The sequence below is a fragment of the Ruegeria sp. AB6 genome (genome assembly GCF_056542685.1).
In genome coordinates, this window is record NZ_JBQGAD010000009.1 from 1 (window position 1) to 15,552 (window position 15,552).

At 59.9% G+C, this 15,552-nt stretch carries 12 protein-coding genes; 5 read left to right on the top strand and 7 right to left on the bottom strand.

The features are described from left to right. Positions 1-356 precede the first annotated feature (356 nt). Both katG and ACR0DB_RS16805 read right to left on the bottom strand, forming a co-directional pair. Entirely contained in the window at positions 357-2,558 is a 2,202-nt protein-coding gene (katG, locus tag ACR0DB_RS16800) for a catalase/peroxidase HPI (protein ID WP_480552160.1), read from the bottom strand. Between the two features lie 237 nt (positions 2,559-2,795). Next, on the bottom strand, positions 2,796-3,641 hold the full coding sequence (locus ACR0DB_RS16805) for an SDR family oxidoreductase (RefSeq protein ID WP_480552161.1): 846 nt from the start codon (positions 3,639-3,641) through the stop codon (positions 2,796-2,798). Between the two features lie 90 nt (positions 3,642-3,731). Here ACR0DB_RS16805 and ACR0DB_RS16810 point away from each other — a divergent pair, with 90 nt between their 5' ends. Continuing rightward, positions 3,732-4,364, top strand: coding sequence for a class I SAM-dependent DNA methyltransferase (locus ACR0DB_RS16810; RefSeq protein WP_480552162.1), 633 nt, complete (start codon positions 3,732-3,734; stop codon positions 4,362-4,364). On the opposite strand, the gene ACR0DB_RS16815 is transcribed toward ACR0DB_RS16810, so the two are convergent. The 3 genes from ACR0DB_RS16815 to ACR0DB_RS16825 are packed head-to-tail and all read right to left on the bottom strand — an operon-like array spanning position 4,361 to position 8,306. Continuing rightward, the gene (locus ACR0DB_RS16815) at positions 4,361-5,140 is read right to left on the bottom strand and encodes a carnitinyl-CoA dehydratase (protein WP_480552163.1); all 780 of its coding nucleotides are present in this window, start codon (positions 5,138-5,140) and stop codon (positions 4,361-4,363) included. The two genes, ACR0DB_RS16810 and ACR0DB_RS16815, sit on opposite strands and share 4 nt — an antisense overlap. Continuing rightward, a complete protein-coding gene (locus ACR0DB_RS16820; protein ID WP_480552164.1) occupies positions 5,137-7,149 on the bottom strand; it encodes an acetate--CoA ligase family protein in 2,013 nt (670 codons plus the stop codon). The genes ACR0DB_RS16815 and ACR0DB_RS16820 overlap by 4 nt, the downstream gene beginning before the upstream one ends. Next, complete coding sequence (locus tag ACR0DB_RS16825; RefSeq protein WP_480552282.1) at positions 7,146-8,306, bottom strand: acyl-CoA dehydrogenase family protein; 1,161 nt, start codon at positions 8,304-8,306, stop codon at positions 7,146-7,148. Before ACR0DB_RS16825 ends, ACR0DB_RS16820 begins: the two co-directional genes overlap by 4 nt. A 77-nt stretch (positions 8,307-8,383) precedes the next feature. On the opposite strand from ACR0DB_RS16825, the gene ACR0DB_RS16830 reads away from it, so the two are divergent. Continuing rightward, positions 8,384-9,325: a GlxA family transcriptional regulator gene (locus ACR0DB_RS16830; protein ID WP_170771536.1), complete on the top strand. Its 942-nt coding sequence runs from the start codon at positions 8,384-8,386 to the stop codon at positions 9,323-9,325. Here ACR0DB_RS16830 and ACR0DB_RS16835 read toward each other — a convergent pair. Further along, a complete protein-coding gene (locus ACR0DB_RS16835) occupies positions 9,322-10,311 on the bottom strand; it encodes a sterol desaturase family protein (protein ID WP_480552165.1) in 990 nt (329 codons plus the stop codon). The two genes, ACR0DB_RS16830 and ACR0DB_RS16835, sit on opposite strands and share 4 nt — an antisense overlap. A gap of 10 nt (positions 10,312-10,321) precedes the next feature. Continuing rightward, on the bottom strand, positions 10,322-11,077 hold the full coding sequence (locus ACR0DB_RS16840; protein WP_480552166.1) for a class II aldolase and adducin N-terminal domain-containing protein: 756 nt from the start codon (positions 11,075-11,077) through the stop codon (positions 10,322-10,324). Positions 11,078-11,186: 109 nt separating this feature from the next. Here ACR0DB_RS16840 and ACR0DB_RS16845 point away from each other — a divergent pair, with 109 nt between their 5' ends. The 3 genes from ACR0DB_RS16845 (at position 11,187) to ACR0DB_RS16855 (ending at position 15,465) form a co-directional block, all read left to right on the top strand. After that, positions 11,187-12,062 carry a LysR family transcriptional regulator gene (locus tag ACR0DB_RS16845; RefSeq protein ID WP_480552167.1) on the top strand — a complete coding sequence of 292 codons (876 nt, stop codon included), beginning with the start codon at positions 11,187-11,189 and terminating at the stop codon, positions 12,060-12,062. Positions 12,063-12,202: 140 nt separating this feature from the next. Then, positions 12,203-14,005: an adenine deaminase gene (ade, locus tag ACR0DB_RS16850; RefSeq protein WP_480552168.1), complete on the top strand. Its 1,803-nt coding sequence runs from the start codon at positions 12,203-12,205 to the stop codon at positions 14,003-14,005. Next, on the top strand, positions 14,002-15,465 hold the full coding sequence (locus tag ACR0DB_RS16855; protein WP_480506068.1) for an AMP nucleosidase: 1,464 nt from the start codon (positions 14,002-14,004) through the stop codon (positions 15,463-15,465). The genes ade and ACR0DB_RS16855 overlap by 4 nt, the downstream gene beginning before the upstream one ends. The last annotated feature ends 87 nt before the right edge of the window (positions 15,466-15,552 follow it).

The window sequence follows — 15,552 nt, forward strand, 5'->3', positions numbered from 1 at the left end:
CCAGTCTATCCTGAGCGTCTCAACCGTCTTTCCAGTCCGTCAGCACCGTCTCCAGCGCCCCAGCACCGCCTCAGCAGCGCCGGTGAAGGGGTATTTACGGATTAGGTCTGGAACCTGCAACCCCCATTTTGAAAAAACTTTGAATTTCCAAGCAGAAACTTATTTAATTTAACAAAAACAACAGACTAACTTTAATAGTCGCATCGAAAACCCACCGAACAGAGTGTCACAGTAGAGGATGCATACCCCTTTCGCAGGAATCGTACCCAATGCTTGGTAGCCGTTCATGACTCGCAAATAAAACGCCGCCCAAGTTTCCCCGCGCGGCGTCGTATTGTGAGTGATGGTGGTCTAAATTACTTCAGGTCGAACCGGTCCGCGTTCATCACCTTGGTCCAAGCGGACACAAAGTCGGTGGTGAACTTGGCTTCGGCCCCGGCCTGACCATAGACCTCGGCCAGCGCCCGCAGTTGCGAGTTCGAGCCAAAGACCAGATCGACACGGGTCCCGGTCCACTTGACCTCACCGCTGGCGCGGTCGCGGCCTTCATAGACGCCCTTGCCTGCGGGCTTCCATTCGGTGCTCATGTCCAACAAGTTGGTGAAGAAGTCGGTGCTGAGCGTACCGACCCGGTCTGTGAACACGCCATGCTTGGTATCGCCGAAACTGGCGCCAATCACGCGCAGCCCACCAACCAGTGCGGTCATTTCAGGCGCGGACAAGGTCAATAGTTGCGCTTTGTCGACCAGCAACTCTTCGGGTGAAACGGTATAGTCACCTTTCTGATAGTTGCGGAAGCCATCAGCGATGGGCTCCATCACCGCAAAGCTATCGACATCCGTCTGGTCCTGCGACGCATCAGTGCGGCCCGGAGTAAACGGAACCTCGACATCCTGACCGCCAGCCTTGGCCGCCTGTTCGATACCTACGGCGCCGGCCAGAACGATCACATCCGCCAGCGAGACCTTTTTGCCGCCCGACTGCGCATCGTTGAACGCGGCTTGAACACCCTCGAGCACGGACAGCGCCTTGGACAATTTCATCGGCTCGTTCACATCCCAGTCTTTCTGGGGGGCAAGGCGGATACGGGCACCATTGGCGCCGCCGCGCTTGTCCGACCCACGGAAGGTCGAGGCCGAAGCCCAAGCGGTCGATACCAGTTCCGACACCGACAGGCCGGTTGCCGCGATCTTGGCTTTCAGGTTCGCCACATCCGCATCATCCACCAGATCATGATCTATGGCGGGGACGTTGTCCTGCCAGATCAGCTCCTCGGTCGGAGCTTCTTCACCGATATAGGCCGCGCGGGGGCCCATGTCGCGGTGGGTCAGCTTGAACCAGGCGCGGGCGAACGCATCTGCGAATTCTTCGGGGTTCTCATGGAAGCGCTTCGAGATCGGGCCATAGATCGGGTCCATGCGCATCGCCATGTCGGCGGTGGTCATCATGGTTTTGACCTTTTTCGACGGGTCATGGGCCTGCGGGGCCATGTCTTCTTCTTTGACGCCGACCGGCTCCCAGATCCATGCGCCCGAGGGGCTTTTGGTCAGGTTCCAGTCATATCCGAACAGCAGGTCGAAATAGCCGTTGTCCCATTGGATCGGGTTCGCGGTCCATGCGCCTTCGATTCCCGAGGTTGTGGTGTCGTCACCTTTGCCCGAGCCAAACTTGTTGATCCAGCCAAAGCCCATTTCCTCGATCGCGGCAGCTTCGGGTTCGGGGCCAACCAGATCGGGATCGCCCGCGCCATGCGCTTTGCCAAAGGTATGACCACCCGCAACAAGAGCCACGGTTTCCTCGTCATTCATCGCCATCCGACCAAAGGTGTCGCGGATGTCACGGCCCGAGGCCAGCACGTTCGGCTCACCATCGGGGCCTTCTGGGTTCACATAGATCAGGCCCATCTGCACAGCGGCCAGCGGGTTTTCCAGATCGCGTTCACCGGAATAGCGGCTGTTCGGGTTGTCGGTGGGGGCCAGCCATTCGGTCTCAGTGCCCCAATAGATGTCTTCCTCGGGGGCCCAGATGTCTTCGCGACCACCGGCAAAGCCAAAGGTCTTGCCGCCCATGGATTCGATGGCGCAGTTGCCCGCAAGGATCATCAGGTCAGCCCAGGAAATCTGGTTGCCGTATTTCTGCTTGATCGGCCACAGAAGACGGCGCGCCTTATCGAGGTTGCCGTTATCCGGCCAGCTGTTGAGCGGGGCAAACCGCTGGTTCCCGGTCGAAGCACCACCCCGGCCATCCGCCGTTCGGTATGTCCCGGCGCTGTGCCACGCCATACGAATGAACAATCCGCCGTAATGACCGTAATCCGCTGGCCACCAGTCCTGCGAATCCGTCATCAGCGCATACAGGTCTTCTTTCAGCGCCTTCATGTCGAGTTTTTTGAACTCTTCAGCGTAGTTGAAATCGGCATCCATCGGGTTCGAGGCCGGTCCGTGCTGATGCAGGATCGACAGGTTCAGCTGGTTCGGCCACCAGTCCCGGTTAGACCGGGTTCCTGCGCCGTGCATGACAGGGCATCCGCCTGCTTTGGGGTTATCACTTCCGTCCATGTCGATCTCCATTCCTGGCAAAATTCCGGCGCAGGTGCGCCGCTAAAAACTCGGTCGATCAAGAGCACATATAGATGACACTTTTATCCATCCTAAAAGCATGACGAAAAATCGCGCAGTCGTGATGGGCAGTAGCGACTCGGTAGGTCTTGTCTAGAACCGTTCTAGCAAAGACAATCCATGCGAATAAGTTTTGTTTATGGATGATTGTGATAACTAAAAGCTATCACAATTCAATCATTCCGCGCGCATCAGAGACGTCAGCCCGACCCGGTAGTCTGGATAAAGCAACTTTACCCCCAACTCATCCTTGATCCTGTCGTTTCTGACCCGCTTGTTCTCGTTGTAAAAACTGCGGGCCATCGGGGTTAGGTCGGCCTTGTCAAAAGGAACGGCGGGGGGCAGAGGCAATCCCTGCAACTCAGCCGCATAGGCAATGACATCCTGTGGTGGAACCGGTTCATCATCGCAGACATTATATATGGCGCCGGGATTTGGCGCGGCCATCGACGCCGCCAATACCTGCGCGATATCGGCCACGTGAATGCGCGAAAAGACCTGACCCGGCTTTATGATCCGCCGCATCCCAACGCGTTTCAGCTTGGAGAACGGACCGCGACCGGGGCCATAGATCCCCGCCAGCCGGAAAATATGCGTGGGCAGACCCGGAATGGTCAGCCATTGCTGTTCCGCCTGCACCCGCCATCTGCCCCTTTGGGCCGTGGGTGTTGCAGGGGTAGTCTCATCTACCCAATCACCCTGATGATCGCCGTAAACGGCTGTGGTCGACAAGTACCCGACCCATTTGAACTGCGCGGCGCGCTCGGTGATTTCGTCCTTCAAGGCCGCCAGAACCGGGTCACCTTCGGCATTAGGCGCCGTCGAGATCAGCAGATGCGTCACCCCGTCCAAATCAACCTGCTGTCCAGGCCAAACAACCGGCTCTGCCCCCGAAGCCCGCAGGGTTGGTGATTGCGCGGGGTCACGGGTGGTTCCGATGATGCGCCAGCCCGCGGGTGCCAAAAGCCGCGACAATTCCTGCGCGGAATAGCCATGGCCGAATGAATAAAGAGTACCAGTCATGCCGCCATTGATGATCCCCAAATCAGCCGGATGCAAGCGCGGGCGACGGGATACTTGATTCGAATCCCACAATGGGCCTTTCTTTTAGGCATGAGCGATAAAACCCCTGATCTGCATACGGCCTATGCGCTGGAAACGCCGGACGACAACCGGCGGCTTTATGCGGAATGGGCCGGGGACTATGACACAGGCTTTGCCACGCGTGAGGATTATCAGCTCCACATCCACACGGCGCGCGCCTTTGTAGGGGCGGGAGGACAGGGCCCGGTGCTGGATGTGGGCGCGGGGACCGGTCTGTGCGGTGATGTCCTGGTCGGGCTGGGCGTCGGTCCCATCGACGCCACCGATATCAGCGCCCAGATGCTGGATCAGGCCATGCGCAAAGACATCTACCGCGATGCAATCGAGGCCGACCTGAACGAGGGCATCCCTGTGCCGCGCGAAAGCTACTCGGGCATCGTGTCATCGGGCACCTTCACCCACGGCCACCTCGGCCCCGAGGCGCTGTTGCCCTTGCTGCGCGTCGCGCGCCACGGTGCGCAATTCGCCCTGTCGATCAACGCCCAACATTATGAGGCACTTGGCTTTGCCGAGGCGCTTCACAAGCTGGCTCAGGGACTGATCAGAAACCTGTCTCTGCCCGAAGTACGTATCTATGGCGACCTCGCCGTTGGTCCCAACAAGGACGACACGGCGCTCATCGCCTTGTTCGAGCGGATTTAGCGCCCTTTCCAGACCGGGTCGCGTTTCTCGGCAAAGGCGCGGGCGCCTTCCAGATTGTCCTCGGACCCATACAGAACATCCACGGTCGGCAATTGCCGCCGTGTGATCCGGTTCATAACGTCCTGAAACTTTGAATCCTCGGCCTCGCGCACGATCTCTTTGAGCGCGGCATAGACCAGGGGCGGCCCGCTGGCCAATAAACGCGCCAGTTCCCAAGCGCGGTCCATCAATTGATCACCGGGCACAATCTCGTTGATCAAGCCCCATGCCTTGGCCTCGCCCGGATCGAACCAGCGTCCGGTCAGCAGCAGTTCCATCGCGATATGATAGGGGATGCGTTTGGGCAGTTTGACACTGGCGGCATCCGCAACGGTGCCGGATCGGATTTCGGGCAGGGCAAAGCTGGCGTGATCTGCGGCGATGATCATGTCCGCGCTCAGCGCCAGTTCCAGCCCGCCACCACAGGCGATACCGTTCACGGCGGCAATCACCGGCTTGTTCATATCGCGCAGCTCTTGCAACCCGCCGAAGCCGCCCACGCCATAATCGCCATCCACCGCGTCGCCATCCGCCGCAGCCTTCAGATCCCAGCCGGGGCAAAAGAACTTGTCGCCGCCACCGGTGATGATTGCCACGCGCAGGTCCGGGTCATCGCGGAAATCCCGAAACACCTCCCCCATAACGCGGCTGGTAGCCAGATCAATCGCGTTGGCTTTGGGACGGTCCAGAGTGACCAGTAGAATCGCGCCGTCGCGCTGGGTTTTGACCGGGTTCATGTGCGTGCCTTTCGGATCAGTGCATCCACCGCCACGGCCCCTTTAGGCCCGCAAATCAGCGGATTGATTTCAACTTCGCTGACATGGGTTGCGTTGGCAATAACATAGGCCTGAACGGCCTCGACCGTAACCAGGATCGCGCCCATGTCGGCTGCGGGTTTGCCGCGATAGCCAGCCAACAAAGGCGCACAAGCCAGCTCGCCCAGCGCCTTTTCAACTACATGCCGAGGTGACGGGATCAGCAGCGACACCGAGTCCCGTAGGATTTCCGTCAACACCCCGCCCGCGCCTAAGGTCAGAACATAGCCATGGGCCGGATCGCAGGTGACACCGATTAGCAACTCGGCAACGCCTTCAGGTGCCATTTCCTCGATCAGAACCTCAGAGGTGCCGATCTGGGCCGCGACCGCTGGCAGATCGTCCGCGCTGACCCCTAACTGAACCGCCCCATGGTCTGATTTATGCGCCAGTCCAACGCCCTTGACGGCGAAAGGGCCCGTCATGTCACCGGCACTAGCGGCATCGGCCTGAGTCACCCGCCTTTTTGGAGTGGACACACCGAAGGCTGCTAGCTGGTCCTTGGCTTCCGCCTCGGTCAGCGTGACGTTTGGATTGGCAGTACTGGGAAGGACCACCGGATCAGAGTCCTGACCTGCAGGGCGCGCCGCCGCTTCGACAGCCGACAGTGCCTCATGCAGCCCGGCGAAGGGAATAACCCCGCCATCCATCAGGCGCTGCGCGACGTCCTCAGGCATCAGCTCGGGCAGAGTCGCTGTCACTGCAAAGGGCCGCCCGGTTTGTGCCACGCAATTCAACGCGGCCTGCGTCGCACAGGTCCAATCGGTTTGATCCGTGTGCGGATAGTCCACAATGGCCATAGTCAGTGCCTGTTCTGGCCCCATCATCGCCGACCAGGCGCGCGTCATCGCCTGCGTGTCGCGCCAGATATAGGTGTGGTAATCCAGCGGGTTCGCCAGCGCCACCATCGGCCCCAATGCCGCGCGTAGTTCGGTACTTTGCGTGTCAGTCAGAGGCGGAAAGTGCAGATCACGCCCCTCGGCCATATCCGCGGCCAAACTGGCCTCGCCCCCCGAGCAGCTGATCGTACCCAGCCCGTTGCCGTCCAGACGCCCGGTCACATGCAACAGCTTGAGGCATTCCAGAAAGTTGGGGATGTCATCCAATCGGGCAATCCCCAACCGATCCAGAAACGCCTGCGCACCCGCGTCTTGCCCCGCCAGCGAGGCCGTATGCGAAACCGTTGCCGCTTGGGCATGGACCGACCGACCCATCTTCAGCGCGATGATCGGGACACCGCGCTGACGAGCCTTTTTAGCCAGCGCCTCCCATTTGCGCAGATCGCCAAACCCTTCGATGTGCACGCCGATGGCCGTAATGCGGTCGTCATCCAACAACGCCGAGGCAATCTGGGCCTGATGCGTCTGTGCCTGATTCCCACAGGTCAACATGAAGGCCAACGGCAAAGCGCGGCGCTGCATGGTCATGTTGATCGCAATGTTCGAGCTTTGCGTTAGGATCGCCACCCCGCGATCCACAGGCCGCATGCCGTGCTGATCAGGCCAGACAGCCACACGATCCAGGCCATTGACGAAACCGTAACAATTCGGCCCAAGAATCGGCATGTCCCCTGCGGCGGCGATCAACTGATCCTGAAGGTCCGCGCCTGAATGGTCTTCAGCCTTTGCCTCGGTATAGCCCGAAGCGAAACAGACCGCACCGCCTGTCCCCATCGCAGACAGAATCCTGACAGCCTCAATCGTGGCGTGGCGGTTGATGCCGACAAAGGCCATGTCGGGCACATCAGGCAACGACTCGAGTGTCGGGTAAGCACTTTCCCCCGCGACGTCGGTTGCTCTGGGGTGCACAGGCCAAATTTCGCCCTCGAATCCAAACTTGCGTGCCTGCTCGATAACAGACGTACACCACGCGCCACCGCCGATCACGGCAATGGTCTTTGGGTTCAGCGCTCGGGCCAGCGCTGTCGTCATGCGCCCAGCGCCCGCAAGAGATCGCGGCTGATGATGTGGCGCTGAATCTCACTGGTGCCGTCCCAGATACGCTCAACCCGCGCGTCACGCCAGAATCGTTCCAGCGGGTAGTCGTCCATCAGACCCATCCCGCCATGCACCTGAATCGCCGCATCCGTCACCCGTGCCAGCATTTCAGAGGCGTACAGTTTGGCCGAGGCGATCTCACGGTTGGCGGGCAGCCCCTTGTCCAGACGATCGGCGGCGGCGAGGGTCAGCAAATCGGCGGCGTCAATCTCGGTGATCATGTCTGCAATCTGGAATGAGACGCCCTGAAACTTGCCGATCTTCTGGCCGAATTGCTCACGCGTGGCGGCATAGTCCAGCGCATAGTCGAACGCCCGCCGCGCGCGCCCAACCGACATTGCGGCAACGGTGATCCGGGTGGCGTAAAGCCAGGTGTTCATCACCTCGAACCCGCCATCGACCTCGCCCAGAACCTGTGCATCCGGCAAGCGGCAATCGTCGAAGTCCAGCACCATGTTCTTATAGCCGCGATGGCTGACCGACTTGTACCCATCCCGGATTGTGAAGCCGTGGGTGCCGCGATCGACCAGAAAGGCCGTGATGCGTTTCTTGGGACCTTTCGGCGTCTGATCTTCGCCGGTTGCGATGAAGACGATGATAAAGTCTGCATGTTCCGCGCCCGAGATGAAGTGCTTGGTGCCATTGACCACCCAGTCGCCCCCATCTCGCACGGCAGCGCATTTCATCCCCCGCACGTCCGAACCCGCACCCGGTTCAGTCATCGCCAGCGCGTCCATCTTTTCGCCCCGGACGGCCGGCATCAGGTAACGGTCGACCTGATCGCCTTCGCATGCCATCAGAATGTTCTGAGGCCGCCCGAAGAAATGGTTCAACGCCATCGATCCCCGGCCCAACTCGCGTTCGACCAGCGCAAATTCCAGATGGTTTAGCCCGGCACAGCCGACGCTTTCCGGGAAGTTGCAAGCGTAAAAACCCAACTCGATCGTCTTGCGCTTGATCTCGGCGGCGATCTCGTGTGGGACTTCGCCGGTCCGCTCGACCAACTCTTCGTGCGGGTAGATTTCGTTTTCGACAAAGCTGCGAACGGTCGCGGCGATCATCTCTTGTTCGTCGGACAGGCCATATTGCATCTGGGGTCTCCACATCTGGGGTTGCGGATATCCTGACGTGGCTTGCCAATCTGAATATGCAAAAATAGACCTATATCATGCAAAAATGGATCAAATCCCCCGCTGCGCCGCAGCAATTCGGAGTGCTTCTGTTCGACGGCTTTTCCAACCACTGCCTTGCGAATGCGGTCGAACCCTTGCGGGCGGCGAATTCCATCGCGGGGCGCAAGCTGTATGACTGGCAATTTCTGTCACTGGATCGCGCTCCCGTCACGTCATCTTCGGGGCTGCAAGTCGCACCGCACGACATCTTGCAGAATGCACGCGGCGATACTTTACTGGTCATGCCCTCTTACGGGTATCGGGCCCATGGCGGGTGGCGGACGCTGGCGGGGTTGCGGTCCGCAGCGAGGCGCTACAGCATACTGGCCGGGCTGGATACCGGAAGCTGGTTGTTGGCGTTGGCCGGATTACTGGACGGGCACCGCGCCACAATCCATTGGGAGGAGCTGGACGGTTTCACCGAACGTTTCCCCGAAATTGACGCACAGCGCGAACGCTACGTGATCGACGGCGACCGCATTACCTGTTCTGGTGCGATGGCGGCGTTTGATCTGGTGTTGCACCTGATTGGGCAAGATCACGGGCAGGCTTTGGCGCTGGAGGTCGCGCAGCTTTTCATGACTCGCGATTCCGCCAGGTCTCATTCCGGCGGGGCGGGTGCGACCAGCAGCTATGTGAACAAAGCGTTGGCCCTGATGCAGGAACATCTGGAAATGCCTTTGCCTATCCCCGAGATCGCCCGCCGGGTTGGACGATCGCAAAAGGCGCTGTCCGTGCGAATGCAAACCGAACTGGGCGCAGGCCCCGCACAGGTCTATCGCCGCCTGCGCCTGAACCTGGCCCGGAAACTGGCAGCCGAGACCGACCTGACTATCGCCGAGATCGCCCTGCGCGCAGGCTATGACGACCCAAGCGCCCTGACCCGAGCCTTTCGGACCGAGTTCGGGACCACCCCGCGCGCAATGCGATCCGGCTAGGTATACATCTGCTTTTTATAGGCCCGCGTCCGCGTCGTCGCCTCGGCAGACCCATCGTGATAGGTGCCAAACCACTTGTCGAAGGGGATTTCCGAGGTGCCGTAGTTGCACTCGAAATACCGGTGATGAAGCTGGTGGAAAAAGTCCCCCGCACGGGCCGCTTCAGTTTCTCCGGCTTTCAGCTTTTCAAACCCTGAATGGGACAGAACCGGGCTGATCTGCTGAAAATACGTGTGAAACAGAAGATGCAGAGGGTGGGACGGCACGATCAGATGGATGAAATAGGTCGTGAAATACAGCAGGTTTTCATACCAATGGTTCGATATCCCCGACCACGGGCCGATATTGACGTTGCGATGATGCACGGCGTGGACGTGTTTATAGAGCTTTGGGTGATGCTCCAGCCGATGTACCCAATAGAAATGCAAGCCAGACCACATCGGGATGAACAACATCCAGACGATAAACCAAATCGGCGCGCTGGCCCAAGTGACCGTCGGCACATATCCGTTGGCCATCGCCCAATAGATCACCCATTGATACACGGTTGCCACGGTCATGGCGCTGCCCAGCGTCCACCAGATATTGTCCCAGACCTGATTGCGGAAGGTGAAATTGCCGTTGTCTCTGGTCAGGTCGCGACGGTCGAACTTTTTGTACATGCCCTGCCCCTTGCGCATGTAAAGCCACCAATGCAGCCCGCCCGCCACCAAGATCTGAGGCACCATGTTCAGCAGCCAAATGCGGAACATCCACCACGGAGCAAAGCTCTTCATTGACTCTAACTTAGGGAAAAATACGACATAGGCAATGACCGCCAGCCCCATACACAGGGTCAGTGAGGAAATCTGCAACCAAGCTCCACTGTACCACTTCAGCACAGAGGCGGGGCGCGGAGGCCACGCGAACAGCGGGTTCAAACCCACCGGACCTTCGGGGTGATAGTGCCAGCGGGCGGCTTCGGGGTCTTGTGCAGTATCAGTCATGGAAATCCCTTTAGCTGGCGTAGTCCGAACCCTCTGCATCCAGCAGAGCCTTGATTTCCCGCAGATGCGCCTCGGCCTGATCAGGGTAGTCATCCAGTTCATGTGCGGTCTTTTCCGCAATCTCATCGGATAGCACGCGCAGCGGCTGGCCGGTTTGCAACGCGCGGATATAGGTCTCGGCCGCGCGTTCGAAGTAATAGAGGCGGTTGAACGTATCGGCCGGGTCGCTGCCAATCACCAGCACGCCATGGTTGCCCATGATCATCACCTTCTTCTTCGGGTCCGACAGCATCGCGGCGCAACGCTCCCCTTCGCTTTCAAAGGCCAGCCCGCCGAATTCCTGATCCACCACATAACGGTTGTAGAAGGTGGCCGTGTTCTGGTCGATCGGCGGAAGGGTGCTGTCCGCCAACGAGGCCAGAACGGTCGCAAAGATCGAATGCACATGCATCACGCAACGCGCATGCGGGCAATGGCGGTGAATCGAGCCATGCAGACCCCAAGCGGTCGGGTCGGGCGCACCGGGCTGGCTCATAACGTCGGGATCATTGGCATCCAGCAGCAGAAGGTTCGATGCTTTGATCCGTGCGAAATGCATCTGGTTGGCGTTCATCAGGAACTGCGTTCCGCCATCGTTCACCGCCAGGCTGAAATGGTTGGCCACGGCCTCGTGCATGTTCAGACGCTCAGTCCAGCGGAAAGTGGCAGCCAGATCGACCCGCTCGGGCCAGTGGTCGATATTGGGACGCAATTCAGTGACGGTCATGGCGGGCTCCTCCATCTGGTTTCTCAAGAAGGTGGCGACGCGAGGCGGATTTGACCAACGAAAAATTCTCGCCTATCCCATAAGCTCAGCTAATGGTGAGGTTATGCCAATGCAGACATCGCTGCCTCCGCTGGGTTGGCTGCGCACGTTCGAGGCCGCCGCGCGACACCTGTCCTTCACGGGCGCGGCGCGTGATCTGAACATGACGCAAAGCGCGGTCAGTCAGCAAATAAAATCGCTTGAGGGCTATCTGGGCCAACCTCTGTTCTTGCGCCGCCCCCGCGCGCTGGAATTGACCGAGGCCGGAATCACCTATCTGCCCGTGGTGCGCGAGGCGTTTCGCACGCTGGTGCGTGGCACGCAGGCCGTCACCGGCGCGCAGCAGAACGCGGTACAGGTTCAAAGCAACATCACCTTTGCGGTGAACTGGCTGGGACCGCGCCTGCCCCGGTTCCGGGCGGCGCACCCGGATGTGCAGCTGAACATCTTCACCGAACTCTGGGAGCCGCGCGAAATGGCCGAGGGTGCTGCGGTTGAGATCCGATACTCTCTGCGTCCATCCGACACGGTGCGCACCGAGTTACTGTGCACCGACCACTACTACCCGGTCTGCGCGCCGGGCTATGAAGTGCGGCTGGAAGATATTCAGGAACAGCCCCTGTTTGATTGCTCGAACCTGTTGTCGAATTGGCAGAATTGGATCACTGAACAGGGCCTAACTTGGGAAAATTCACCCATTACCTATTCAACAACCTATCTGGTTAGCCTCTCCGTTGCGATGGCCGGGGGTGGGTATTGCCTGACCCATGACACCATCGCCCGCGACCTGATCAAGCGCGGGCAACTGGTAGCACCCTTTGAATACCGCGCGCAGATGCCCGAGGCTTACTACCTGCTGCTGTCGCCTCAGGCCGAGGAAACGCCGGGTGCCGTCCTTTTCGCCGATTGGGTAAGGCAGGAAATTGCCCGCGATCTGGCGGGATAGGCGCTCCCGCCCATCGTCCGGGGGCGCTTGCGCGCCCCCTCCTCTGGTTGGGCCGGGCAGCGCTGACGCGCTGCGTGACGGTTTGATGATAGATGTTCGGCAGGGGTTGCACCTTCGGACACATTCAGAAAAGTTGAGCCATGGAATATACGCCTATCCCAAGTTGGCCCGATACCGCCCCCCGATTGATCGCTGTTGCCGCTGGACGTGATCCAGCCGACATGGTCGTGCGCGGGGGGATCTGGGTGAATGTTCACACACGTGAGGCGCTGCCGGATCACGACATCGCCATTGTCAACGGGCGCATCGCCTTTGTGGGACGGGATGCCGGACATTGCATCGGGCCAGATACACAGATCATCGAGGCCAATGGGCGCTATATGCTGCCCGGTCTGTGCGACGCGCATATGCATATCGAATCGGGGATGCTGACCCCGGCGGAGTTTGCCCGCGCGGTGATCCCTCATGGCACGACGTCGATGTTCACCGACCCGCACGAGATCGCCAACGTGCTAGGGCTGGAAGGCGTGCGCATGATGCATGACGAGGCGCTGATGCAGCCCGTGAACATCTTCACCCAGATGCCATCTTGCGCGCCGTCGGCCCCAGGGCTTGAAACCACGGGTTATGAAATCACCCCCGAAGACGTGGCCGAGGCGATGAACTGGCCCGGTATCATCGGGTTGGGTGAGATGATGAATTTCCCCGGCGTGATCCACGGCGACCCCAAGATGCTGGACGAGATCGCGGCGACTCAGAATGCGGGGAAAACCGTGGGTGGGCACTATGCTTCGCCCGATTTGGGGCCTGAATTCGCGGCTTATGTGGCCGGGGGCCCCGCTGACGACCACGAGGGAACTTGCGAAGCCGACGCCATAGCCCGGGTGCGGCAGGGGATGCGGTCGATGATGCGGCTGGGCTCGGCCTGGTATGACGTGGAAAGCCAGATCACAGCCGTGACCGAGAAAGGGTTAGACCCGCGCGGCTTTATTCTGTGCACGGATGATTGCCACTCGGGCACATTGGTGAATGAGGGGCATATGAACCGCGTGGTGCGCCACGCGATTGCCTGCGGTTGCGATCCGTTGATTGCGTTGCAGATGGCGACGATCAACACCGCCACCCATTTCGGGCTGGAACGCGAGATCGGGTCGATCACGCCGGGCCGGCGGGCGGATATTATCCTGAGTTCTGATCTGGCTGCGTTGCAGATTGAGGTGGTGATCGCCCGCGGCCAGATCGTTGCCGAAAATGGCGCGATTTCAGTAGACTGCCCGCATCTGAACTGGCCGGACAGTGCGCGCAATACGGTGCATCTGGGCCATACCCTGACCGATAAGGATTTTGAGATCAAAGCCCCCGAGGGCGCCAACCGCGTGCGGGCCAATGTGATCGGCGTGGTAGAAAACCAAGCCCCGACCAAGGCGCTGAAGGCAGAATTGCCGATCATCGGCGGGCTGGTCGAGGGCGAAGGCGACGTCTGCCAGATTGCGCTGGTCGAACGCCACCGCGCGACCGGAGGGGTCACGAACGCGTTTGTCTCGGGCTTTGGGTATCGAGGGCGCATGGCCATGGCCTCGACCGTGGCGCATGACAGCCACCATATGATCGTGGTGGGGACCGACCGCGAACAGATGGCACTGGCGGCGAACCGTCTGGCAGAGGTGGGCGGCGGCATCACCCTGTTCCGCGACGGAGAAGAACTGGCACTGGTGGAACTGCCGATCGCGGGCCTGATGTCCGACAGTCCCGCCGCCGATGTCGCCGCCAAGGCGGACCGGTTGGTTCAGACGATGCAAGACTGCGGCTGCCGGTTGAACAACGCCTATATGCAGCACTCGCTGCTGGCCCTTGTCGTAATCCCCGAGCTGCGGATTTCCGACCTTGGGCTGGTGGACGTGCGGACATTTGAAAAGATCGACCTTTTGGAACCCCTCGCATGACAATAATAAGAACACCCGACGTCCCAAACCCTGAGAAATTCACCGACCCTGCTGCAGCCGTGGCGCGCCTGGAAGAGCTCTACGAAAAGGCCACAAGTTTCCTGTGCGAAAACTTCGCCAAAGCGATGGAGGCAGGCACTCCGACCGAGCGATTCAGAGCCTATTACCCAGAGATTCGAATCAAAACGACCTCATACGCGCATGTGGACAGCCGTCTGAGCTTTGGTCACGTCTCGGAACCCGGCACCCATGCCACCACGGTCACACGGCCCGATCTATTCCGGGCCTATCTGACCCAACAAATTGCCCTGCTGATCAAAAACCATGACCAACCAGTGACGATTGGTGCCTCGGATACACCCATCCCGGTGCATTTCGCCGTGGCCAATAACCCTGACCTTGTGGTGCCGCATCAGGGCGCGGCGGGGTTCACCCTGCGCGATGTGTTCGACGTGCCCGACCTGACGACCACCAATGACGATATCGTCAACGGGGTGCATGACCACGAAACCGAGATTGGCCCGCTGGCGCTGTTCACCGCCCAGCGTGTGGATTATTCGCTGGCCCGTCTGGCGCACTACACTGCCACCGATCCCAGCCACTTCCAAAACCATGTGCTGTTCACCAACTACCAGTTCTACGTGTCCGAGTTCGAGAACTACGCCCGCGAACAACTGGCCGACCCGGAAAGCGGCTATACCAGCTTTGTGTCGACCGGGAATGCGCAGATCACCTCGGCCGATGGCGTTTTGGAGCAGCCGCTGAAGCTGCCTCAGATGCCGACCTACCACCTGAAACGCGCCGATGGGTCGGGGATCACGTTGGTCAATATCGGGGTGGGGCCATCCAACGCAAAAACCGCGACCGACCATATCGCAGTTCTGCGGCCGCATGCGTGGCTGATGGTTGGCCATTGCGCCGGCTTGCGCAACACGCAGGCGCTGGGGGATTTTGTGCTGGCCCATGCCTATCTGCGTGAAGACAAGGTGCTGGACGATGACCTGCCCGTCTGGGTGCCGATCCCGCCCTTGGCCGAAGTGCAGGTGGCGTTGGAACGCGCCGTGGCCGAAGTGACAGAACTGGACGGCTACGAGCTAAAGCGCGTCATGCGCACCGGCACCGTCGCCTCGGTCGACAACCGCAACTGGGAACTGCGCGACCAGTCCGGCCCGGTGCAGCGCCTCAGCCAGTCTCGCGCGATTGCGCTGGATATGGAAAGCGCCACGATCGCCGCCAATGGATATCGGTTCCGGGTGCCCTATGGCACTTTGCTCTGTGTCTCGGACAAACCGCTGCACGGGGAATTGAAGCTTCCGGGCATGGCCTCGGACTTCTATACCACACAGGTCAGCCGCCATTTGGCGATCGGAATTCGCGCGATGGAACACCTGCGAGGCATGCCGCTTGAGCGTCTGCACAGCCGGAAATTGCGTTCTTTTGACGAAACAGCCTTTCTCTGAAGCAAAAAAGCAACGTTTTCCCCCTATTTTTAGGGTTTTTCGCGCTACTATTCGTTGTGTTCGGCCACAATATCCCGTTACAGTTAC

Bases quoted from the DNA above. Each gene is read 5' to 3' on its own strand.
- ACR0DB_RS16845 (WP_480552167.1), top strand. From the start codon at position 11,187: ATGCAGACATCGCTGCCTCCGCTGGGTTGGCTGCGCACGTTCGAGGCC.
- ACR0DB_RS16820 (WP_480552164.1), bottom strand. From the start codon at position 7,149: ATGACGACAGCGCTGGCCCGAGCGCTGAACCCAAAGACCATTGCCGTG.
- ACR0DB_RS16810 (WP_480552162.1), top strand. From the start codon at position 3,732: ATGAGCGATAAAACCCCTGATCTGCATACGGCCTATGCGCTGGAAACG.
- ACR0DB_RS16830 (WP_170771536.1), top strand. From the start codon at position 8,384: ATGCAAAAATGGATCAAATCCCCCGCTGCGCCGCAGCAATTCGGAGTG.
- ACR0DB_RS16805 (WP_480552161.1), bottom strand. From the start codon at position 3,641: ATGACTGGTACTCTTTATTCATTCGGCCATGGCTATTCCGCGCAGGAA.
- ACR0DB_RS16835 (WP_480552165.1), bottom strand. From the start codon at position 10,311: ATGACTGATACTGCACAAGACCCCGAAGCCGCCCGCTGGCACTATCAC.
- ACR0DB_RS16855 (WP_480506068.1), top strand. From the start codon at position 14,002: ATGACAATAATAAGAACACCCGACGTCCCAAACCCTGAGAAATTCACC.
- ade (WP_480552168.1), top strand. From the start codon at position 12,203: ATGGAATATACGCCTATCCCAAGTTGGCCCGATACCGCCCCCCGATTG.
- ACR0DB_RS16840 (WP_480552166.1), bottom strand. From the start codon at position 11,077: ATGACCGTCACTGAATTGCGTCCCAATATCGACCACTGGCCCGAGCGG.
- ACR0DB_RS16815 (WP_480552163.1), bottom strand. From the start codon at position 5,140: ATGAACCCGGTCAAAACCCAGCGCGACGGCGCGATTCTACTGGTCACT.
- katG (WP_480552160.1), bottom strand. From the start codon at position 2,558: ATGGACGGAAGTGATAACCCCAAAGCAGGCGGATGCCCTGTCATGCAC.
- ACR0DB_RS16825 (WP_480552282.1), bottom strand. From the start codon at position 8,306: ATGCAATATGGCCTGTCCGACGAACAAGAGATGATCGCCGCGACCGTT.